Genomic DNA, 19,972 nt, shown 5'->3' on the forward strand with positions numbered 1-19,972 from the left:
GCCCGATGCTAGCGACGGGGCGAGTGCGAATCAACCGCAGCCCTCGGGAGGGGGGCGCGCCGGCCCCCCTGGTGTCACCCGTTCCGGAAGGTGTAGCTGTAGCCGTTGATGGCGGGCACGCCGCCGAGATGGGCGTAGAGAACCTTCGCCCCCCTCTCGAAGAATCCCTTCCTCACCAGGTCGATCATGCCCTGCATCGACTTCCCCTCGTAGACCGGGTCGGTGATCATGGCTTCGAGCCGGGCGCTGAGGCGGATCGCGTCGAGGGTGTCGCGCGACGGGACGCCGTAGACCGGGTGGGCGTAGTCCTCCAGGAGCACGACGTCGTCGCCCGCGATGGGCTTGCCGCCGACGAGGGCCGAGGTGGCCTGGGCGATGCGCAGGACCTGGGCCCTGGTCTGGGCCGGGGTGCACGAGGCGTCGATGCCGATCACCCGGCGCTGGCGGCCGTCTTCGGCGAAGCCGACCACCATGCCGGCGTGCGTCGAGCCGGTGACCGTGCAGACCACGATGTAGTCGAACGTGAAGCCGAGGTCCTTCTCCTGGGCGCGCACCTCCTCGGCGAAGGCGGCGTAGCCGAGGCCGCCGTACTTGTGCACGGACGCGCCGGCGGGGATGGCGTAGGGCTTGCCGCCGCGGGCCCTGACGTCCTCGAGCGCCCGTTCCCAGCTCGGCCGGATGGCGATGTCGAACCCCTCGTCCACGAGATGGACGTCGGCGCCCATGACCCGGGAGAGCAGGATGTTGCCGACGCGGTCGTAGACGGCGTCCTCGTGCGGCACCCAGCTTTCCTGGACGAGGTGGCACTTCATGCCGATCTTCGCCGCGGTGGCGGCGACCATGCGGGTGTGATTCGATTGCACGCCGCCGATCGACACCAGCGTGTCGGCACCGCTGGCGATGGCGTCCGGGACGATGAACTCGAGCTTGCGCAGCTTGTTTCCGCCGAAGGCCAGACCGCTGTTGCAGTCCTCCCGCTTGGCGTAGAGGTCGACGTCGCCGCCGAGATGCGCCGACAGGCGCTCGAGCCTCTCGATCGGCGTCGGTCCGAAGGTGAGCGGATAGCGGGGGAATTGGGCCAAGTTCATCGTCGCTTGCTCCCTGGGGCCAGGATTGCATGGGGCGTCGGGCCGCCGCGTCGCGCCGTGGCGGCGGACGCGTCGCGAGCGCACTATGGCGCTGCGGCGCTCCCGGCGGCGTGCTATTTGGCGCATGTTCGATGCAGGGGATTGCGCTTCCGGCGGCCTTCACGGCAATCCGGGCGCGGAATCGGACCGATGTGCGCACGCCGCGTGCGCGACCGGCGTGCGGCGCCAGCGCCCGCCGGCGCCCGCCGGCGCGCCGGTGCGCCGCTGGCCGCTTCCGCTTTGCGCCGCCGGCGCTATAGTGCCCCTCTCGTCCTCAAGGTTCCGTGTGCGACGCCATGCCCACCCGCCGCCTTCTCCTGCTCGCCGCCGCGACCGCGGCCGCCTTGGCCGCCTGCCAGAGCGCGCCGCCCGTGTCGGCGCCGCGTCCCATCGACTTCGCCCAGCGCGGCCCCATCGTTCTCAACGCCGCCACCGTCGGCTTCGTCGACGCCACCCGGCCGTCGGCGGGGGCGGTGCACGTCGAGGACCGCGCGCCGACGCCGCCGCTGGAGGCGGTGCGGCAGTGGGCGGCGCAGCGGCTGCAGGCGGCCGGGCAGAGCGGGACCGTGCGGGTGGTCGTCAAGGACGCCAGCATCGTCGAGGTGGCGCTGCCGCGCACCGGCGGCATCACCGGCTACTTCACCAAGGACCAGGCCCAGCGCTACGACGGGCGGCTGGAGGTCGAGGTGCACGGCGAGCAGGCCGGCGCCGCCAGCTCCTTCAGCGCCTTCGCCAAGGCGGTGGCGACGCAGTCGACCACCGTGCCGGAGGACATCTCCCTGGCGGCCCGCGAGGCGGCCCTGCAGGAGCTGACCCGGCGTCTGGTGGAGGACATCGACGCCCGCCTCGACGCCGGCATCCGCCGCGACCTCGCGCCGATGGTGGTGCGCTGAGCCATGAAAAAGCCCCCCTCCTTGCGGAGGGGGGCCGGTTCGGCGGGCCGGGGCGGCGCCGGTCAGTAGCGGTAGTGGTCCGGCTTGAAGGGGCCCTCGACGTTGACGCCGATGTAGGCGGCCTGCTTCGGCGTGAGCTCGGTCAGCTTGGCGCCGATCTTCGCCAGGTGCAGACGGGCGACCTTCTCGTCCAGGTGCTTGGGCAGCACGTAGACCTTGCGCTCGTAGTTCTGGTGGTTGGTCCACAGCTCGATCTGCGCCAGCACCTGGTTGGTGAAGCTGGCGCTCATCACGAAGCTGGGGTGGCCGGTGGCGCAGCCGAGGTTCACCAGGCGGCCCTTGGCGAGAACGATCAGGCGCTTGCCGTCGGGGAAGACGACCTCGTCGACCTGCGGCTTCACCTCTTCCCACACCAGGTTCTTCAGCGCGTCGATCTGGATCTCGCTGTCGAAGTGGCCGATGTTGCAGACGATGGCGCGGTCCTTCATCGCCCGCATATGGTCGAGCGTGATGATGTCGACGTTGCCGGTGCAGGTGACGAAGATGTCGCCCTGCGGGGCGGCCTCGTCCATCGTCACCACCTGATAGCCTTCCATGGCCGCCTGCAGCGCGGTGATCGGGTCGATCTCGGTCACCAGGACGCGGGCACCCTGGCTGCGCAGGGAGGCGGCCGAGCCTTTGCCGACGTCGCCGTAGCCGGCGACCACCGCGACCTTGCCGGCCAGCATGACGTCGGTGGCGCGCTTGATGCCGTCCACCAGGCTCTCGCGGCAGCCGTAGAGGTTGTCGAACTTCGACTTGGTGACGCTGTCGTTGACGTTGATGGCGGGCACCTTCAGCGTGCCCTTCTTCATCATCTCATAGAGGCGGTGCACGCCGGTCGTCGTCTCCTCCGACAGGCCGCGCACGCCGTCGAGCATCTCCGGATACTTGTCGTGCATGATCTGGGTGACGTCGCCGCCGTCGTCCAGGATCATGTTCGGGGTCCAGCCGGCAAAGGGACCTTCGGCGGGGCCGCGCAGGGTCTGCTCGATGCACCACCAGAACTCCTCCTCCGTCTCGCCCTTCCAGGCGAAGACCGGGATGCCGGCGGCGGCCATGGCGGCGGCGGCCTGGTCCTGGGTGGAGAAGATGTTGCACGACGACCAGCGCACGGTGGCGCCGAGGTGCACCAGCGTCTCGATCAGCACCGCCGTCTGGATCGTCATGTGCAGGCAGCCGACGATGCGTGCACCCGTCAGTGGCTTGGCATCGCCGTACTCCTCGCGCAGGGCCATCAGGCCCGGCATCTCGGTCTCGGCGATGGCGATCTCCTTGCGGCCCCAGCCGGCAAGGGAGATGTCCTTGACCTTGTAATCCGTGAAGGCGGCGGCGTCGGGCATGACTGTCTCCTGGAGCGCGATTCGAACGGCGGACGGGCAGGCGCGGGCACCGCGCACCCTCTCGACGCCCCCGATGTAGCAACGGCGGCGGCGGCATGCAAGCATAAAGATATCTTTATGTTTCCCTGGCAGCCCGGCGATGGCCTCCGCTCGCGCCGCCCCTCCGCTTCTGCCGATCGTTGGAAACATTCGAACGTTGCGGTGCAAAAACATTTCCAGGTAGTAAAAGATAATGGCTTATGCTCGCGTGCGACAAAATGACCGCTACCGCACGCGCGGTGGCCGTGGATGTCTGAGCCAAGCTTTAGCGGCGTTTTAGAACCCACGGCCCGACGGAGCATCGCTGACGCCATGACTGTGAGAACCGACCCTGTTGAGCGCCGGGCGTCGCGGCGCGCCGGCACGATGAACGTGACGGCAATCGCCTTGTTGAGCGTTGCCTTCGCCGCAGACTTCATCCTGTCGATGGTCGCCGGGATCGGCCGCTCCGATCCTCTGGAACCGCCTCTGTGCCTGGTGATGGCGGCGGAATCCGTGGTGATCGTCGCGCTGGGGGCGGCGATCGTCGCGCTGCTTGCCGGTCACGCCGGCACGGGCTGTGGTGTGGCGGCAACCGGCCCCGTGGAGGCGGCTGCCGCGGCCACCGGCGTCAGCGGTCGTGCGAGGGCGCCATCTGGTCGAGGCGGTGGGCGAACTCCACGTCCTTGCCGGTGACGCCGTCGACGGGGCGGGTGTAGAGGATCACCTCGACACGGCCGACGTCGTTGAACCATTCCGGGTGGTGGTCCATCTTCTCCGCCAGCAGGGCGGCCTGGCTCATGAAGCCCCAGGCGGCGGCGAAGCTCGGGAAGTGGTAGGTCTTGCGCAGCGCGTCGCGCTCCAGCACCTCCGCCCACCCGTGCAGTTCCTTCAACGCCGACTGGCGCTTGGCGCCGACCAGCTTCTCCGCCATGGTGGTCTCTCCTTCCCGTGCGTGTTCGCTCCCGTGGGGGATCCGATTAGCGCCGCTTGGCGCGGCGGTCAAGCTCCGCTAATTTGCTGGCCATGACGCAGGATGCCACCCCCCGCGCGCCGCTGCACCCGCCCTCGCTGGTCGAGATGGAGGCGATGGCCGAGGACGCGCTCGCCACCATCCCCGCGCCGCTGCGCGACCATGTCCGCGGCGTGCTGATCCGGGTGGAGGAGTTCCCCGACGAGGAGACCGAGCGCGAGATGGAGCTGGAGAGCCCCTTCGACCTGCTCGGGCTCTACCGCGGAGTCGGGATGACGCAGCAGAGCGTGTCCCACGTCCGCACCGACCTCGACGCCATCTTCCTCTACCGGCGGCCGATCCTCGACTACTGGTGCGAGACCGGGGAGGACCTGTTCCACGTCGTCCGCCACGTGCTGATCCACGAGATCGGTCACCATTTCGGCTTCTCCGACGACGACATGGAGCGCATCGAGGAGAGCGGGGAGTAGGCGGCCATGGACCGGGAGCGCTTCTTCGCCCTGCACGACGGACTGCCGCGCCAGGCGCCCGGCTTGGACGCGGCGACGCGGCAGGCGTTGCGCCGGCTGCGCGCGCACGGGCTGCCCGAGGCGCCGGAGGCGCTCGACATCGGCTGCGGCCCCGGCCGGTCGCTGATGGTGCTGGGCCGCGACACCGGCGGGCGGGTCACCGGCATCGACATCCACCCGCCGTTCCTGGGCGAGGCGCAGCGCCGCATCGACGACGCCGGGCTCGGCCGCCGCCTGTCGGTGGAGCGGCGCTCCATGCTGGAGACCGACGCGCTGCCGGCGGGGCGCTTCGACCTGCTGTGGGCGGAGGGCTCCATCTACCTCGCCGGTTTCGACGCCGGGCTGGAGCGCTGGCGCCGCCTGCTGCGGCCGGGCGGGCTGGCCGCCGTCAGCGAGCTGACCTGGCTGACGGACTCCCCGCCGGCCGGCGCCGCCGCCTTCTGGCGCGACGCCTATCCCGCCATGCGCGGCGAGGCGGCCAACCGCGCCGCCGCCGAACGGCTCGGCTACGCGGTGCTGGAGACCTTCGCCCTGCCGCGCGAGGCGTGGTGGGACGAGTACTACCGGCCGCTGGAGGAGCGCATCGCCGAGCGGCGCGAACGCCACCCCGGCGACGCCGCGTGGCAGGCCGTGCTCGACGCCGAAGCGGCGGAGATCGACGTCTGGCGGCGCTTCGGCGCCAGCTTCGGCTACGTCTTCTACCTGCTGCGCCGCCGCGGCTGACGTCCGCGTGCAGGCTGCCGCATCTTGTCGCGCATCACTTGTCGCCGGTGCGGCACGGGTGCTATGCAGACGCATGCAGGGGCCGTGCGGGAGGCTGCCGTGACCGTCGCCGACACACCGCCCGGTGCCGCAGCCGGCGATGCGCGGGTGCTGGAGACGCCGGTGCTGGAGACGCTGTTCGCCGGCCTTGCCATTCCGGTCGCCCATCTCGATTCCGATGCCGTCTACGTCCGGGTCAACCGCCTCTACGCCGAGGCCTGCGGCCGCAGCGAGGCGTATTTCCCCGGCCGCCGCCATTTCGACCTCTCTCCCGACCCCGACGTCGAGCGCCTGTTCCACGCGGCGCTGGCGACCGGCCGCGACCAGCAGGCCGACGCCAGACCGCTGCACCGCCACGCCGACGCCGTTTGGGACTGGGTGCTGCGGCCGGTGGCCGGCGCCGACGGGCGGCGTGGCGTCGTCCTGAGCCTCGCCGACGCCACGCGCCGCCTCGCGCTGGAGCGCGAGGCGCGGTGCCGGGAGGGGATGCTGCGTCGGGTCAACCGCGCCCTGAAGGCGCTCAGCGCCGGCAACCAGGCGATCATCCACGCCGAGAGCGAGCCGGCGCTGCTGGAGGAGATGTGCCGCGCCGTCGTCGACGCCGGCGGCTATCCCTATGCCGGCGTGGTCGCGGACGATCGCGGAGAGCCTGCCGCCGCGGCCGAGCGGGCGGCGCACGGTCGGCGCCCGGCGGCGCCCGGCGCCACCTGGACGGACCTGCCGCCGTCGCCGCAGCTGAAGGGAGGGCGCGCCCGCCTCGCCGTGGCCGCCGCTGCCGCCGACGGCGGGACGGCGCCGGCGCTGCTGTCCCTGCCGGTGGCCGGCGAGGGGGGCATGCCCTTCGGCCGCCTCGTCATCGCCGCCGCCGGCCCGGACGGTTTCGACCCGGAGGAGATCCGGCTGCTGGAGGAGATGGCCGCCGACCTCGCGTTCGGTCTCTCGGTCCTGCGCCTGCGCGCCGAGCGCCTGGGCCACCTCGAACGGCTCGAGCGCAGCCTGGAAGGCACGGTCGCCGCGATCGCCGCCACGGTGGAGCTGCGCGACCCCTACACCGCCGGCCACCAGCGCCGCGTCGCCGGCCTCGCCCGCGCCATCGCCGAGACGCTCGGCCTCCCGGCGGACGCCGTCAAGGGCATCGCCATGGCCGCCGGCGTCCACGACATCGGCAAGATCTCCGTGCCCGCCGAGATCCTCACGCGGCCCGGCCGCCTCAGCCCGGCCGAGTACGGGCTGGTGAAGGCGCACGCCGAGGCGGGGTACGAGATCCTCAGGCCGGTGGACGCGCCCTGGCCGCTGGCCGAGCTGGTCCGCCAGCACCACGAGCGGATGGACGGGTCCGGCTATCCCCTGGGCCTGGCGGGGGAGGCGATCCTGCCGGGCGCGCGCATCATCGCCGTCGCCGACGTCATCGAGGCGATGGCCTGCCACCGCCCCTACCGGCCGGCGCTCGGCATCGACGCGGCGCTCGACGAGGTGCGGCGGCACCGCGGCACGCTCTACGACGGCGCGGTGGTCGACGCCTGCGTCGCCGTCTTCCGGGAGCGGCGCTTCGCCCTGTGACGGGCCGCGGGAGGATCAGGCCTGCACCGGCGCCGGCAGGCCGAGCGCGTCGGTGGTCTGGGCGCCGTCCAGGTTGGCGCCGGTGAGGTCGGCCCCGGTCAGGTCGGCGCCGGTGAGGTCGGCGCCGGTGAGATTGGCGCCGCGCAGGTCGGCCCCGGTCAGGTTGGCCCCGGTCATGTTGGCCTTGTGCAGATCGGCGTTCCTCAGGACCGCCATGCTCATGCGGGCGCGCTGCAGGTTGGCGCGCCAGACGTGGCCGCTCATCGACTGGATGTGCACCGGGCCGAGCCGGGCGTCGGTCAGGTCCGCGCTGGAGAGGGTGGCGCGCTCGAAATTGACGCCGCGCAGATCGGCGTCGGCGAAGTTCACCTTGCGCAGGTCGGCCAGCGACAGGTCGGCGATGGCCAGGGTCGCCCCGACCAGCGAGGCGCCGCGCAGCGTGATGCACTGGAGGACCGCGGCCGACAGGTTGAGGCCGTCGAGGTTGCGCCCGGACAGGTCGAGCGCCGAGAGGTCGGCGCGCCGCCCCGTCTTGCCGCCGCTGTCGATCCAGGCGACGTGGGCGGCGAGGATGTCGCGCAGCTCCTTTTCCGGATTGTCCATCGCCTTCGCCATCACCGCGCCGGCGAGGTTGGGCGAGCGCAGCTGGGCGGCGTCGAGGATCGCGCCGATCAGCACGGCGTTGGTGAAGTTGGCGCGGTTGATGGCGGCGCCGGTCATCACCGCCCCCGACAGGCGCACGCCCGACAGGTTGGCCTCCGACAGGTCGGCGTCGGTGAGGTCGCAGCCCGTCATGTTGGCGTTGGTCAGGTTGGCGCGCATGAACTTGGTGCCGCGCAGCACCGCGTCGGTGAGGTCGGTCTGCATGACGAAGGCGTTGGCCAGCTTGGCCCGCGACAGGTCGGCACCGCGCACGGTGGCGGCCGTCAGCTCGGCGGTGATGACGCCGCCGTCGAAGCTGTGCTCGCGCATCTCGCCGTTCTCGCCGTAGTGCAGGAGCGTGCCGTCGCGCAGGTCCACCTCGACCAGGCAGGCGTCGCTCAGCATGGCGCCGCGCAGGCACGCCCCGCGCAGGTCGGCACGCCGCAGATCGGCCTTCTCCAGGTTGGCCAGCCGCAGGTCGGCGGCGTAGAGGTTGGCGTTCTGCAGATTGGCGCCGGTCAGCCGGGCGCTGAACAGCTTCGCCCCGGACAGATCGGCGTCCGACAGATCGATCCCCGAGAGATCGAGGTGCGAGAGATCCTGCATCTTGAGGTTGGCGCGGGCACCGCCCGGCTGGCTCTTCCGGAAGGCCTGGTGACGCAGGAGGATGACGTTGAGCTGGCTCTGGGTCAGCTTGCTGCGCTGCGAATTCGACCCGAAGCCGTGCGCTGTCGACATCGCGGACCCTCGATCGGTGAAGCGGACAGCTTGCCGGCAAGCCGCCAACAAAGCGTTAACAGTCGGTAAGATTCTTTCGGATTTTGCGTCGAACTGTAGCAATCGACCACCAGCTATACGCGGTGCGCGCGGCGGCTGTCCATTCCCGCAATGGTCGGAGAGGGCTGGCCGTAGGTCAAGGGCGGCCGGGCCGCCGCCGGCCGGATCCGCCCCTTTTCCGCGTCGCGGTGGCAACGCTTCGCCGTCCCGGCCGGTTGACGGGGCGAGTCCCGACCGGCCGCCACGGGCCGTCGCCGCCCGCTGGCCGCCGCCATCCCCGTTCCGCTTCGAGAGGGCCGGATGCCCGACACCATCGCCCGCCACATCGACGTCGACGCCCTGGCCGCCGACCTCCGCCGCGCCGTCGACGGCGAGGTGCGCTTCGACTCCGGCAGCCGGGCCCTCTACGCCACCGACGCCTCCAACTACCGCCAGGTGCCCATCGGCCTGGTGATCCCGCGTCACGTCGAGGCGATCCGCGACGCCGTGGCGGTGTGCGCCCGCCACGGCGCGCCGATCGTCCACCGCGGCGGCGGCACCGCGCTGGCCGGCCAGACCTGCAACACCGCCGTCGTCATCGACAGCTCCAAGCACTGCAACCGCATCGTCGAGCTGGACCCCGACAGCCGGACCGCCACGGTGGAGCCGGGCTGCGTGCTCGACGACCTGCGCCGCGCCGCCGCGGTCCACGGGCTGACCTTCGGGCCCGATCCGGCGACCCACGACCACTGCACGCTGGGCGGCATGATCGGCAACAACTCCGGCGGCGTGCACGCGGTGATGGCCGGGCTCACCATCGACAACGTGGAGTCCCTCGACGTCGTCACCTACGACGGCCTGCGCCTCGCCGTCGGCCCGACGCCGGACCGTGAGCTGGAGCGCATCGTCGCCGAGGGCGGGCGGCGCGGCGAGATCTATGCGGGCCTGCGCGACCTGCGCGACGGCTGCGCCGACGAGATCCGCCGCCGTTTCCCCGACATCCCGCGCCGGGTCTCCGGCTATCCGCTCAACCAGCTGCTGCCGGAAAACGGCTTCAACGTGGCGCGCGCGCTGGTCGGCACCGAGGGCACCTGTGTCACCGTCCTGCACGCCACCGTGCGCCTGGTGCCGAACCCCGCCAGGCGCGTGCTGCTCGCCATCGGCTTCGACGATCTCGCCTGCGCCGCCGACTTCGTGCCGCGCCTGCTGGAGCACCGGCCGATCGGCCTGGAGGGCGTCGACGAGCGGCTGGTGCAGAACATGCGCCGGAAGGGGCTGCACCCCGACGAGGTGCGGCTGCTGCCCGACGGCGACAACTGGCTGCTCGTCGAGTTCGGCGGCGACACCACGGAGGAGGCGGTGGCCGCCGCCGGGCGGGTGAAGGAGGATCTGAAGGGCAACGCCCACGTCCGCGGCATGGTGGTGCACGCCGGCCCGAAGGAGCAGGAGGCGCTGTGGACGGTGCGCGAGTCCGGGCTGGGAGCCACCGCCTTCGTTCCCGGCGCCAAACGCGACACCTGGCCGGGCTGGGAGGATTCCGCCGTCCACCGCAAGGACCTCGGCAACTACATCCGCGACCTCAAGGCGCTCTACGCCCGCTTCGACCTGCACGGGGCCATGTACGGCCATTTCGGGGACGGGCTGGTCCACACCCGCATCGACTTCGGCCTGCACACCGAGGCGGACATCCGCCGCTTCCGCCGCTTCATGCAGGAGGCGGCCGAGCTGGTGGCGCGCTACGACGGCAGCCTGTCGGGCGAGCACGGCGACGGGCTGGCGCGGGCCGAGCTGCTGCCCGTCATGTACGGCGATGCCATCGTCGCGGCCTTCGAGCGCTTCAAGGCGATCTGGGATCCCGCCGGCCGCATGAATCCCGGCCGGGTCGTCCATCCCTATCCGCTGGACAGCCACCTGCGCATGGGCACGCGCTTCCGTCCGCCCGAGGTCGACACCTGGTTCCGCTTTCCCGAGGACGGGGGCTCCTTCGCCCGCGCCACCCTGCGCTGCGTCGGCGTCGGCAAGTGCCGGCGCCACGCCGGGTACGGCGGCACCATGTGCCCGTCCTTCAAGGCGACCCGCGAGGAGAAGCACTCCACCCGCGGCCGCGCCCATCTCCTGCAGGAGATGATGGCGGGCGATCCGATCAAGGACCGCTGGCGGAGCGCGGCGGTGCACGAGGCGCTCGACCTCTGCCTCGCCTGCAAGGGCTGCAAGAGCGACTGCCCCGTCAACGTCGACATGGCCAGCTACAAGGCGGAGTTCCTGGCCCACCACCTGGAGGGCCGGTTCAAGCCGCGCGCCGGCTACGTCATGGGGCGCATCCACCAGTGGGCGCGCCTGTTCGCCCCGCTGCCGTGGCTGCCCAACGCGGTGGTGAGGACGCCCGGCGTCGGCCGGCTGGCGCGCTGGGTGGCCGGCATCCATCCCGACCGGGCGGTGCCGGCCTTCCACCGGCCGTTCCGTCCCCGCTTCCGTCCCGCCCACGGCCGCCCGGGCCGGGTGCCGGTGATCCTGTGGACCGACAGCTTCAACAACCACTTCACGCCGTGGGTGCTGGAGGCCGCCAACGCGGTGCTGAACGCCACCGGCCACCCCGTCGAGATCACCCGGCGCAACCTGTGCTGCGGCCGGCCGCTGTACGATTTCGGCTGGCTGGAGGAGGCCAGGCGCCGTCTCGCGCGCATCATGGCCGAGCTGAAGCCGCGCCTCGACGCCGGCGCCGTCGTGGTGGGGGTGGAGCCGAGCTGCCTCAGCGTGTTCCGCGACGAGCTGGTGAACCTGTTTCCCGACGACGACGAGGCGAAGCGGCTGGCCGGCCGCACGCTGACCTTCGCCGAGTTCCTCGACCGCTACGGCGCTGAGCTGCCGTGGCCCGACGTCGGCAGGAGCGCCGTCGTGCACGGCCACTGCCACCACAAGGCGGTCGTCGGCATGGCGTCGGACCGGGCGGTGCTGGAGCGCGCCGGGGTGGCCGCCGACGTGCTGGACAGCGGCTGCTGCGGCATGGCCGGGGCCTTCGGCTACGAGACGCGCAAGTACGAACTCTCCATGGCCATCGCCGAACAGGTGCTGCTGCCGACGCTGCGGCGTACCGACGCCGACCTCGTCGTCGCCGACGGCTTCAGTTGCCGCGAACAGATCAACCAGGCCCTCACCGCCCCCGGCGGCGGCCGCCGCGCCGTCACCCTGCCGGAGGTGCTGGCCGAAGGCCTGGGTTCCACCCATCGGAGGACATCATGAAGGTCACCGTCCTGCAGGACGCCAACCCCCGCACCTACGCCGTGGTCTTCGGCGAGGGCGACGATCCCATGGCCGGGCTGAAGGACTTCGCCCGCGCGCACGGCGTGACCGCCGCCGGCCTGACCGCGGTCGGCGCCTTCTCGCGCGCGGTGCTCGGCTTCTTCGACATGGCGGCGAAGGACTACGTCCGCATTCCCGTGGAGGAGCAGGCCGAGGTCGCCGCCCTGGTCGGCAACCTCACCTGCTTCGAGGGCCGGCCGAAGCTGCACCTCCACCTGGTGCTGGGCCTGCGCGACGGAAGGGCGGTGGCGGGCCATCTGCTGGAGGCCGCGGTGCGGCCGACCCTGGAGGTCATGGTGACGGAGACGCCGGCCCACCTGGTGCGCGAGACCGACCCGGACACCGGCCTGTCGCTGCTGGCCCGGCGCGGATGAAATCGTCCGTGCCGCCGGGCCGCTCGGGAACCTGCGCGATCCCTGGCGTTGTCCTTTCCATGAACCGACGCATCGAGGATTACGCGCTGGTCGGCAACACCCACACCGCGGCGCTCGTCGGGCGCGACGGGTCGGTGGACTGGATGTGCCTGCCGCGCTTCGACTCGCCGGCCTGCTTCGCCGGCCTGCTGGGCGACGCCGACAACGGCCGCTGGCGCATCGGCCCGGCCGGCGGGGCGCGGGCGGTGCGCCGCCGCTACCGCGACGGCACGCTGATCCTGGAGACCGAGTTCGAGACCGCCGACGGCACGGTCGCGGTGATCGACCTGATGCCGCCGCAGACGGGCGACATCCGTGCCGACCTGGTGCGCCTCGTCGAGGGGCGGCGCGGGCGCGTCGCCATGACGACCGACCTCGTGTTCCGCTTCGACTACGGCTCCATCGTGCCCTGGGTGCGGCGCACCCGTGACGGCATCGTCGCGGTGGCCGGCCCGGACTCCGCCCATCTGCACACCCCGGTCCCGCTGCAGGGCGAGGACTTCCACACCGTCGCGAACTTCACGGTGGCGGAGGGGGAGAGCGTGCCCTTCACGCTGACCTGGCACCCCTCCCACCGGCCGGAGCCGGAGCGCGAGGACCCCCACCACCTGCTGCGGGAGACCGAGGCGTGGTGGCGGCGCTGGTCGTCCCAGTGCCAGTACGAGGGACCGTGGCGCGACGAGGTCCATCGCTCCCTCATCACCCTGAAGGCGCTGACCTACGAACCGACCGGCGGCATCGTCGCCGCCCCCACGACGTCGCTGCCGGAGCAGATCGGCGGGCCGCGCAACTGGGACTACCGCTACTGCTGGGTGCGCGACGCCACCTTCACGCTCTATGCCCTGCTGATCTCGGGCTACCGGGAGGAGGCCGAGGCGTGGCGCGGCTGGCTGATGCGGGCGGTGGCCGGCATGCCCTCCCAGCTTCAGATCATGTACGGGCTGGCCGGCGAGCGCCGGCTCGACGAGCGGGAACTGCCCTGGCTGTCCGGCTTCGGCGGCAGCCGGCCGGTGCGCATCGGCAACGGCGCCTACTCCCAATGCCAGCTCGACGCGGTCGGCGAGATCATGGACGCCTTCCACCTCGCCCGGCGCAGCGGGGTGGCGGCGGACGGCTACGGCTGGACGGTGCAGCGGGCCCTGCTGCGCCATCTCGAAGACATCTGGCAGGAGGACGACAACGGCCTGTGGGAGGTGCGCGGCCCGCAACGCCCCTTCACCCACTCCAAGATCATGGCGTGGGTCGCCATGGACCGCGCGGTCAAGACGGTGGAGACCCTCGGTCTCGACGGGCCGGTGGAGCGCTGGCGCGCCCTGGCGGCGCGCATCCACGCCGAGATCTGCGAGAAGGGCTTCGACCGGCGGCGCAACACCTTCGTCCAGTACTACGGCGCCCCGCACACCGACGCGGCCCTGCTGCTGATCCCGCAGGTGGGCTTCCTGCCGCCCGACGACCCGCGCGTCGCCGGAACGGTGGAGGCGGTCGAGCGCGAGCTGTCGCAGGACGGGCTGATCGCGCGCTATCCCAGCGAGCCCGCCATCGACGGGCTGCCGCGCGGCGAGGGCTGCTTCCTCGCCTGCTCGTTCTGGCTGGTCGACGCCAAGGTCATGCTGGGTCGCCACGACGAGGCGCGGGCGCTGTTCGATCAGCTGCTCGGGCTGGCCAACGACGTCGGACTGCTGGCCGAGGAGTACGATCCCGTGGCGCGCCGCATGCTGGGCAACTTCCCGCAGGCGTTCTCCCATGTGGCGCTCGTCAACTCGGCGCACAACCTGGCCCGCGCCGTCGGTCCGGCGCGCCGGCGCGCCGCGCCGTGAGGACGCCGATCATAGCCGGGACGGCATAGCAGCGGCGGTTCGGACATATTGACCCTCGGCCGGCGAGGGCCGATCTGTGGGCCGGATGCACCGACCGCCGGACGCAGGGGCGACGGCGGGGTGACCGGGCATTGCGAACGGCGGGCCATGGCCTCCAGGACGATCGAACCGCCGACCGGATCGGTCGGCTCCGTGCGTGCGCTTGCGCTGCTGGTCGCGGCGTCGGTGATCGTCCCGGTGCTGCTGTTCGGCCTGATCGCGTGGAACAGCTACGCCCTCGCCCTGGCCGAGACCGAGCGCAACATCCGCAAGACCACCCAGGTGCTGCAGGAACACGCGGAGAAGGTCCTGGAGACGCTGGAGGGCGCGCTCGACCGGGTCGACGAGCGCCTCCGCGGCAGGAGCTGGGGGGAGATCGCCACGTCCCCCGAGGTGCACGCGTTCCTGCAGGCGGTCAACGCCGGCATGCCGCAGATGGGCTCCGTCGGCGTCGGCGATTCGCAGGGGCGCCTGCTGGCGTCCAGCCGCCGCTTCCCGATGGAGCCGATCGACGCGAGCGACCGCGAGTACTACCGCCTCCTGCGCGGCGGCGACCTCGGCTACGTCGTCAGCCCGCCGATCCGCGGACGCATCAGCGGCATGGCGCAGTTCAACATCGGCCGCCGCCGCTCCAGCCCCGACGGCACGTTCGACGGGGTCGTGGTGTCGGCCGTCTACCCCCAGTACTTCGTCGACTTCTACCGCCGCGTCGCCTCGGGCGAGAACGAATCCATGGGGCTGGTGCGGGCCGACGGCGCGCTGCTGGTGCGCTTTCCCGCGGTGGACGAGGACCGCGCGCTCATGCTGGGGCCGGACAGCGGGCTGCTGCGGGCGATCCGCGACGACCCGCGGGAAGGCTTCTACCGCGTGTACGGCCAGATGGACGGGGTGGAGCGCATCTTCGGCTACAAGAAGCTCGACGACTATCCGATCTACGTCACCTACGCCGTGGCGACCGCGTCGGTGGTCGCCGACTGGATGCGCACCGTGGCGATCTACGGGGTGTTCGCCCTGCCGGCGACGCTCGCCCTGGTGCTGGTGGCCTGGACGGCGCTGCGCCGGGCGCGCAGCGAGGCCGCCACGGTGCGGCTGTGGGCGGACGAGGTGCGCCAGCGCGCCGCCCTGGAGAGCGCGCTGCGCCAGTCGCAGAAGCTGGAGGCGCTGGGCCAGCTCACCGGCGGCGTCGCCCACGACTTCAACAACCTGCTGACCGCGGCGCAGACCAACCTGCACCTGCTGGCCCGCCATGTGCCGGAGGCCGGCACCGCCTATCACGAGGGCGTCAAGTCGGCCCTGCAGCGGGCGGAGAAGCTGACCCGCCAGCTCCTCGCCTTCTCCCGCCAGGAGGCGGTGAACCCGGAGGTGATCGCGTTCGACGCCCATCTGCGGGCCATGGGCGACCTGCTGGAACGCTCGATCCGCGCCGACATCGCGCTGGTCTGGGACCTCGCGGCGCCGGGCGCCTTCGTCGAGGTGGATCCCGTCCAGCTCGAGCTGGCGGTGCTCAACGCCGTGGTGAACGCCCGCGACGCCATGCCGACCGGCGGCACCCTGACCATCGCCACGCGGCGGGCCGGCGACGGCCGGGTCGCGGTGGAGATCCGCGACACCGGCGAGGGCATGCCGGCCGAGGTGCAGGCCCGCGCCTTCGAGCCGTTCTTCACCACCAAGGAGGACGGCAAGGGCACGGGCCTCGGCCTCTCCATGGTGTACGGCTTCGCCCGCCAGTCCGGCGGCTCCGCCGACATCGAGTCCCGCGTCGGGCGGGGCACCTGCCTGCGCCTGTGGCTGCCGCTCACGACGCGCCGGCCGACGCCGCCGGCGGATCTGCCGCGGGCGGTGCCGCTGGCCGACCGGCCGATCCGCGTGCTGGTGGTGGAGGACAACGCGCTGGTCCTGCTCGCCACCGTCGAGGGGCTGAAGCAGGAGGGGTTCGAGGTGCTCACCGCCGACCACGGCGCCGCCGCGCTGGAGGTGCTGGAGCGTCAGGCCGGGATCGACGTGGTGGTCTCCGACGTGGTGATGCCCTACGGCGTCAGCGGCCTCGATCTGGCGCGGCGCATCCACGAGCGCTGGCCCGGCATGCGCGTCCTGCTGACCTCGGGCTACAGCCCGGAATCCCTGGCCTCGATGGGCGCCGCCGCGGACGCCGCCGTGCTCTCCAAGCCCTTCACCCCCGACCAGCTCGCCGCCCGGGTGCGCGCCCTGCTGTTGCCCGCCCAGGTGGCGTGACCTTCGCCGCCGCCGCCGGTTGGCGGACCGAGGACCCGTTCAGCGAGGCATTGCATGGACCAGCCGGTCACGGATAACACCGCCCGCCGCCGCTTCGAGCTGGAGATCGACGGCATGACCGTCTTCGCCAGCTACCGCCGCGAGCCGGGCGAACTGCACATCCCCTACGTCGAGGCGCCCGTCCCCCTGCGCGGCACCGGGGCGGCCGACCGGCTGATGCACGGCATCATGCGCATCGCCCGCGACGAAGGCCGCCGGGTGGTGCCGATCTGCGGCTACGCGGCGCTGTGGATGCGCCGCCACGGGGAGTACCGCGACCTGCTGGCGTGACGGCGGCGCGGCCCCCGTCGTGCGATCCCCATCGACAGCGGGCGGCCCCCGCGCTACATCGCCTCCATGACCGACTCCACCCTGGCCGCACGGGCCGTCGCGCTGGACCTGCTGCGCGACGTGCTGCGCAAGAACCTGCCCCTCGACGACGCCTTCGACGCCCACCCCGGGCTCGGCGGCCTGGAGGCGCGCGACCGCGCCTTCGTGCGGCTGCTGGTGGCCACCGTGCTGCGCCGGCTGGGCCAGATCGACGCCGCGGTCGACGCGGCGCTGGCCAAGCCGGGGCCGCCCAAGGGCGCCGTCCTCGACCTGCTGCGCCTGGGCGCGGCGCAGCTCCTGTTCCTCGGCACCCCCGCCCATGCCGCCGTCGACACCGCGGTGACCCTGGCCGCGCAGCGCGGCGCCGACCCCTACAAGGGGCTGGTGAACGCCGTGTTGCGGCGGCTGGCGCGTGAAGGGCAGGCGATCGTCGCCGGCCAGGACGCCGGCCGCCTCAACACCCCGGACTGGCTGTGGCTGGCGTGGCGCCAGGCCTACGGCACCGCGCGCACCCGCGCCATGGTGGAGGCCCACCTGGGCGAGGCGCCGCTCGACCTCAGCGTGCGCGAGGACCCGCAGGGCTGGGCGGCGCGCCTCGACGCCACCGTGCTGCCCACCGGCACGCTGCGCCGCCCGGCCGGCGGCGCCGTCGCCGAGCTGCCGGGCTTCGCCGAAGGGGCCTGGTGGGTGCAGGACCTCGCCGCCTCGCTGCCCGCCAAGGTGATGGGCGACCTCCGCGGCCGGCGCGTCTACGACCTGTGCGCCGCCCCCGGCGGCAAGACCGCCCAGCTCTGCGCCGCCGGGGCCGCGGTGGTGGCGCTGGACCGCTCGGCCCGCCGGCTGGAGCGGGTGACGGAGAACCTCGCCCGCCTGCGTCTGTCGGCCGAGACGCTGGTTGCCGACGCCGCCACCTGGCAGCCGCCGGCGCCGGCCGACGCGGTGCTGCTGGACGCCCCCTGCACCGCCACCGGCGCGATCCGCCGCCACCCCGACGTGCAGCGCCTGAAGACCGCGGAGGACGTCGCCAAGCTGGCGCGCGCCCAGGGCCGCCTGCTCGCCCACGCGGTGGAGCTGGTGCGGCCGGGCGGTCTGCTCGTCTACTGCACCTGCTCGCTGCAGCCGGAGGAGGGCGAGGAGCAGGTCGACCGGCTGCTGGCGGCCGACCCGCGGGTCGAGCGCGTGCCCATCGTCCCGGCCGAGCTGGACGGCCTGGCGGAGCCGATCAACACGCGCGGCGAGATCCGTTCGCTGCCCGGGATGCTGGCCGAACTCGGCGGCATCGACGGCTTCTTTGTTGCAAGATTGCGACGGCGTGACTGACACGCAACCGTCGGCGCGTGGCGCCGGCTTGCGGCGCTTGCCGGGAATTTGTTAGGAACCAGCACATGCCGTCGATCCGTCCCCCCATCCATCGCCGCCGCGACCCGGCCGACCCTCCCGTCGGCGCGGCGAGGTAGAGCCATGTCCTCGGGCCGCGACACCTTCGGCCGGTTCCGCGATGGCGTCGCCCAGATCGCCTACGGCAACCCGATCTATCAGCTCATGCTGGGCGGGCGGGCGCCGACCGCGCTCGCCGTCGTGCCGTCCGATCCGTGGCCCGGCCGGATCGAGGAGGGGAACGCGCTCCTCGCCGGCGTCTACCGCTTCGCCGGCCACACCGAGACCGGCGGCCCGGCGGGCGAGCCGGTGTGGCTGCCGGCCGGGGCGGGCCGGCGCTGGATCGCCGGCCTGCACGGCTTCGAATGGCTGCGCGACCTGCGCGCGGTCGGCGGCGACGCGGCGCGGCGGCGGGCGCGGGCGCTGGTGAGCTCCTGGCTCGACGACAACGCGGCGTGGAACGCGCAGAGCTGGGCGCCGCCGGTGCTGGCGGCGCGCATCGCCAACTGGATCGGCCTGCACGACTTCTACTGCGCCAGCGCCGACGACGATTTCCGCGCCCGCGTCTTCGACAGCCTGGCTCGCCAGACCCGCCATCTCGCCCGCGTCGTGCCCGGTCCGCTCCAGGGGGCGGCGCTGCTCGGCGCCGTCAAGGGCCTGGCCTACGGCGGCCTCTGCCTGCCCGGCCACGAGAAGATGGGGAGCGAGGCGCTGCGCCTGCTGGAGCGCGAGCTGCCGCGCCAGATCCTGCCCGACGGCGGCCACGTCGAGCGCAGCCCGTCGCTGCAGCTCCAGGTGCTGCGCGACCTGGTCGATCTGCGCGCCGTGCTGCGCGCCGCCCGCGCCGACCTGCCGGAGTCCCTGCAGCACGCCATCGACCGCATGACCCCGGCCCTGCGCTTCTTCCGCCACGGCGACGGCGGGCTCGCCCTGTTCAACGGCAGCGACGAGGAGGAGCCGGCGCTGGTCGACGCGGTGCTGGCCCAGGCCGACGCCCGCGGCCGGCCGCTCAAGAGCGCGCCGCACACCGGCTTCGAGCGGCTGATCGCCGGGCGCACCCTGGTGCTGATGGACACCGGCGCGCCGGCGCCGTCCGGCCTCGACGACCGCGCCCACGCCGGCACCCTCTCGCTTGAGGTGTCGGTGGGCAAGGAGCGGCTGATCGTCAACTGCGGCAGCCACTCCGCCCAGGCCGGCCCGTGGCGCGCCGCGCTGGCCGCCACCGCCGCCCATTCCACGGTGACCATGGCCGAGACCAACTCGGCCGAGGTGCTGGAGGCCGGCGGCCTCGGCCGCCGGCCCGGCCACGTCGGGTGCGAGCGCCAGGAGTCCGACGGGGCGGTGCTGGTGGTCGCCACCCACAACGGCTACGCCCGCGCCTTCGGCTATCTGCACCGCCGCCGCGTCTACCTCGCCGAGAACGGCGAGGACCTGCGCGGCGAGGACACGCTCGAGCCGGTGCTGGGGGCCGAGCCGGCGCCGCAGGCCTTCGTCGCCCGCTTCCACCTCCATCCCGCGGTGACGGTGGAGGCGGTGTCCGACGGCGCCGCCGTGCTGCTGCGCCTGCCCAGCGGCACCGGCTGGCGGCTGCGCGCCACCGGCGGGCTGCTGGAGACCTCGGAGAGCGTCTATCTCGGGGCCGGCGACGAGCCGCGGCGGACCACCCAGGTCACCATCACCGGGCACGCCGATTCACGCGGCGCCACCGTCAAATGGGCCTTGCGCCGCGAGCGCAAGGGGGGGTAAACCCCCGGCGACCGCGGGCCGCCTCCAGCCGGGGCGACCGCGGGCCCCCTCCGCCTG

The 19,972-nt window shown here is 72.8% G+C and carries 15 protein-coding genes; 11 read left to right on the plus strand and 4 right to left on the minus strand.

All coding sequences use genetic code 11. From position 1 onward, the window contains the following. Positions 1–74: 74 nt before the first annotated feature. Positions 75–1,088: a 1-aminocyclopropane-1-carboxylate deaminase gene (locus ACSBPG_RS08690; RefSeq protein WP_435536740.1), complete on the minus strand. Its 1,014-nt coding sequence runs from the start codon at positions 1,086–1,088 to the stop codon at positions 75–77. A gap of 335 nt (positions 1,089–1,423) precedes the next feature. Here ACSBPG_RS08690 and lptE point away from each other — a divergent pair, with 335 nt between their 5' ends. After that, the gene (gene lptE / locus ACSBPG_RS08695; RefSeq protein WP_435536741.1) at positions 1,424–2,020 is read left to right on the plus strand and encodes an LPS assembly lipoprotein LptE; all 597 of its coding nucleotides are present in this window, start codon (positions 1,424–1,426) and stop codon (positions 2,018–2,020) included. A gap of 62 nt (positions 2,021–2,082) precedes the next feature. On the opposite strand, the gene ahcY is transcribed toward lptE, so the two are convergent. Further along, positions 2,083–3,402 (minus strand): adenosylhomocysteinase, encoded by a 1,320-nt coding sequence (gene ahcY, locus ACSBPG_RS08700; RefSeq protein ID WP_435536742.1) that lies wholly within the window; start codon positions 3,400–3,402, stop codon positions 2,083–2,085. A gap of 649 nt (positions 3,403–4,051) precedes the next feature. Continuing rightward, positions 4,052–4,354: a 4a-hydroxytetrahydrobiopterin dehydratase gene (locus tag ACSBPG_RS08705; RefSeq protein ID WP_435536743.1), complete on the minus strand. Its 303-nt coding sequence runs from the start codon at positions 4,352–4,354 to the stop codon at positions 4,052–4,054. A gap of 155 nt (positions 4,355–4,509) precedes the next feature. Between ACSBPG_RS08705 and ACSBPG_RS08710 the strand changes: the two genes are divergently transcribed. The 3 genes from ACSBPG_RS08710 (at position 4,510) to ACSBPG_RS08720 (ending at position 7,224) form a co-directional block, all read left to right on the plus strand. Next, positions 4,510–4,863: a metallopeptidase family protein gene (locus ACSBPG_RS08710; RefSeq protein ID WP_435536797.1), complete on the plus strand. Its 354-nt coding sequence runs from the start codon at positions 4,510–4,512 to the stop codon at positions 4,861–4,863. Between the two features lie 6 nt (positions 4,864–4,869). Continuing rightward, on the plus strand, positions 4,870–5,625 hold the full coding sequence (locus ACSBPG_RS08715) for an SAM-dependent methyltransferase (protein WP_435536744.1): 756 nt from the start codon (positions 4,870–4,872) through the stop codon (positions 5,623–5,625). Positions 5,626–5,724: 99 nt separating this feature from the next. Beyond that, positions 5,725–7,224 (plus strand): HD domain-containing phosphohydrolase, encoded by a 1,500-nt coding sequence (locus ACSBPG_RS08720; RefSeq protein WP_435536745.1) that lies wholly within the window; start codon positions 5,725–5,727, stop codon positions 7,222–7,224. Between the two features lie 15 nt (positions 7,225–7,239). Here the strand turns inward: ACSBPG_RS08720 and ACSBPG_RS08725 are convergent, their stop codons facing one another. Further along, positions 7,240–8,604, minus strand: coding sequence for a pentapeptide repeat-containing protein (locus ACSBPG_RS08725; protein WP_435536746.1), 1,365 nt, complete (start codon positions 8,602–8,604; stop codon positions 7,240–7,242). Positions 8,605–8,943: 339 nt separating this feature from the next. Here ACSBPG_RS08725 and ACSBPG_RS08730 point away from each other — a divergent pair, with 339 nt between their 5' ends. The 7 genes from ACSBPG_RS08730 (at position 8,944) to ACSBPG_RS08760 (ending at position 19,915) form a co-directional block, all read left to right on the plus strand. Next, positions 8,944–11,862 carry an FAD-binding and (Fe-S)-binding domain-containing protein gene (locus ACSBPG_RS08730; RefSeq protein ID WP_435536747.1) on the plus strand — a complete coding sequence of 973 codons (2,919 nt, stop codon included), beginning with the start codon at positions 8,944–8,946 and terminating at the stop codon, positions 11,860–11,862. Beyond that, on the plus strand, positions 11,859–12,296 hold the full coding sequence (locus tag ACSBPG_RS08735) for a PPC domain-containing DNA-binding protein (RefSeq protein ID WP_435536748.1): 438 nt from the start codon (positions 11,859–11,861) through the stop codon (positions 12,294–12,296). Before ACSBPG_RS08730 ends, ACSBPG_RS08735 begins: the two co-directional genes overlap by 4 nt. A gap of 59 nt (positions 12,297–12,355) precedes the next feature. Further along, entirely contained in the window at positions 12,356–14,152 is a 1,797-nt protein-coding gene (locus ACSBPG_RS08740) for a glycoside hydrolase family 15 protein (protein WP_435536749.1), read from the plus strand. 192 nt (positions 14,153–14,344) lie between these two features. Further along, positions 14,345–16,423 (plus strand): ATP-binding protein, encoded by a 2,079-nt coding sequence (locus ACSBPG_RS08745; RefSeq protein ID WP_435536750.1) that lies wholly within the window; start codon positions 14,345–14,347, stop codon positions 16,421–16,423. 54 nt (positions 16,424–16,477) lie between these two features. Further along, entirely contained in the window at positions 16,478–16,753 is a 276-nt protein-coding gene (locus ACSBPG_RS08750; RefSeq protein ID WP_435536751.1) for a GNAT family N-acetyltransferase, read from the plus strand. 66 nt (positions 16,754–16,819) lie between these two features. Then, complete coding sequence (locus ACSBPG_RS08755; protein ID WP_435536752.1) at positions 16,820–18,112, plus strand: RsmB/NOP family class I SAM-dependent RNA methyltransferase; 1,293 nt, start codon at positions 16,820–16,822, stop codon at positions 18,110–18,112. A gap of 141 nt (positions 18,113–18,253) precedes the next feature. Continuing rightward, a complete protein-coding gene (locus tag ACSBPG_RS08760; RefSeq protein ID WP_435536753.1) occupies positions 18,254–19,915 on the plus strand; it encodes a heparinase II/III family protein in 1,662 nt (553 codons plus the stop codon). Positions 19,916–19,972 lie beyond the last annotated feature (57 nt).

The sequence above is a fragment of the Azospirillum sp. ST 5-10 genome, assembly GCF_051225715.1.
GTDB lineage: Bacteria > Pseudomonadota > Alphaproteobacteria > Azospirillales > Azospirillaceae > Azospirillum.

What these genes read in the sequence shown, in the direction of transcription:
- ACSBPG_RS08690 (WP_435536740.1), bottom strand. Translation starts at nt 1,088, where the DNA reads ATGAACTTGGCCCAATTCCCCCGCTATCCGCTCACCTTCGGACCGACG.
- lptE (WP_435536741.1), top strand. Translation starts at nt 1,424, where the DNA reads ATGCCCACCCGCCGCCTTCTCCTGCTCGCCGCCGCGACCGCGGCCGCC.
- ahcY (WP_435536742.1), bottom strand. Translation starts at nt 3,402, where the DNA reads ATGCCCGACGCCGCCGCCTTCACGGATTACAAGGTCAAGGACATCTCC.
- ACSBPG_RS08705 (WP_435536743.1), bottom strand. Translation starts at nt 4,354, where the DNA reads ATGGCGGAGAAGCTGGTCGGCGCCAAGCGCCAGTCGGCGTTGAAGGAA.
- ACSBPG_RS08710 (WP_435536797.1), top strand. Translation starts at nt 4,510, where the DNA reads ATGGCCGAGGACGCGCTCGCCACCATCCCCGCGCCGCTGCGCGACCAT.
- ACSBPG_RS08715 (WP_435536744.1), top strand. Translation starts at nt 4,870, where the DNA reads ATGGACCGGGAGCGCTTCTTCGCCCTGCACGACGGACTGCCGCGCCAG.
- ACSBPG_RS08725 (WP_435536746.1), bottom strand. Translation starts at nt 8,604, where the DNA reads ATGTCGACAGCGCACGGCTTCGGGTCGAATTCGCAGCGCAGCAAGCTG.
- ACSBPG_RS08730 (WP_435536747.1), top strand. Translation starts at nt 8,944, where the DNA reads ATGCCCGACACCATCGCCCGCCACATCGACGTCGACGCCCTGGCCGCC.
- ACSBPG_RS08735 (WP_435536748.1), top strand. Translation starts at nt 11,859, where the DNA reads ATGAAGGTCACCGTCCTGCAGGACGCCAACCCCCGCACCTACGCCGTG.
- ACSBPG_RS08740 (WP_435536749.1), top strand. Translation starts at nt 12,356, where the DNA reads ATGAACCGACGCATCGAGGATTACGCGCTGGTCGGCAACACCCACACC.
- ACSBPG_RS08750 (WP_435536751.1), top strand. Translation starts at nt 16,478, where the DNA reads ATGGACCAGCCGGTCACGGATAACACCGCCCGCCGCCGCTTCGAGCTG.
- ACSBPG_RS08755 (WP_435536752.1), top strand. Translation starts at nt 16,820, where the DNA reads ATGACCGACTCCACCCTGGCCGCACGGGCCGTCGCGCTGGACCTGCTG.
- ACSBPG_RS08760 (WP_435536753.1), top strand. Translation starts at nt 18,254, where the DNA reads ATGTCCTCGGGCCGCGACACCTTCGGCCGGTTCCGCGATGGCGTCGCC.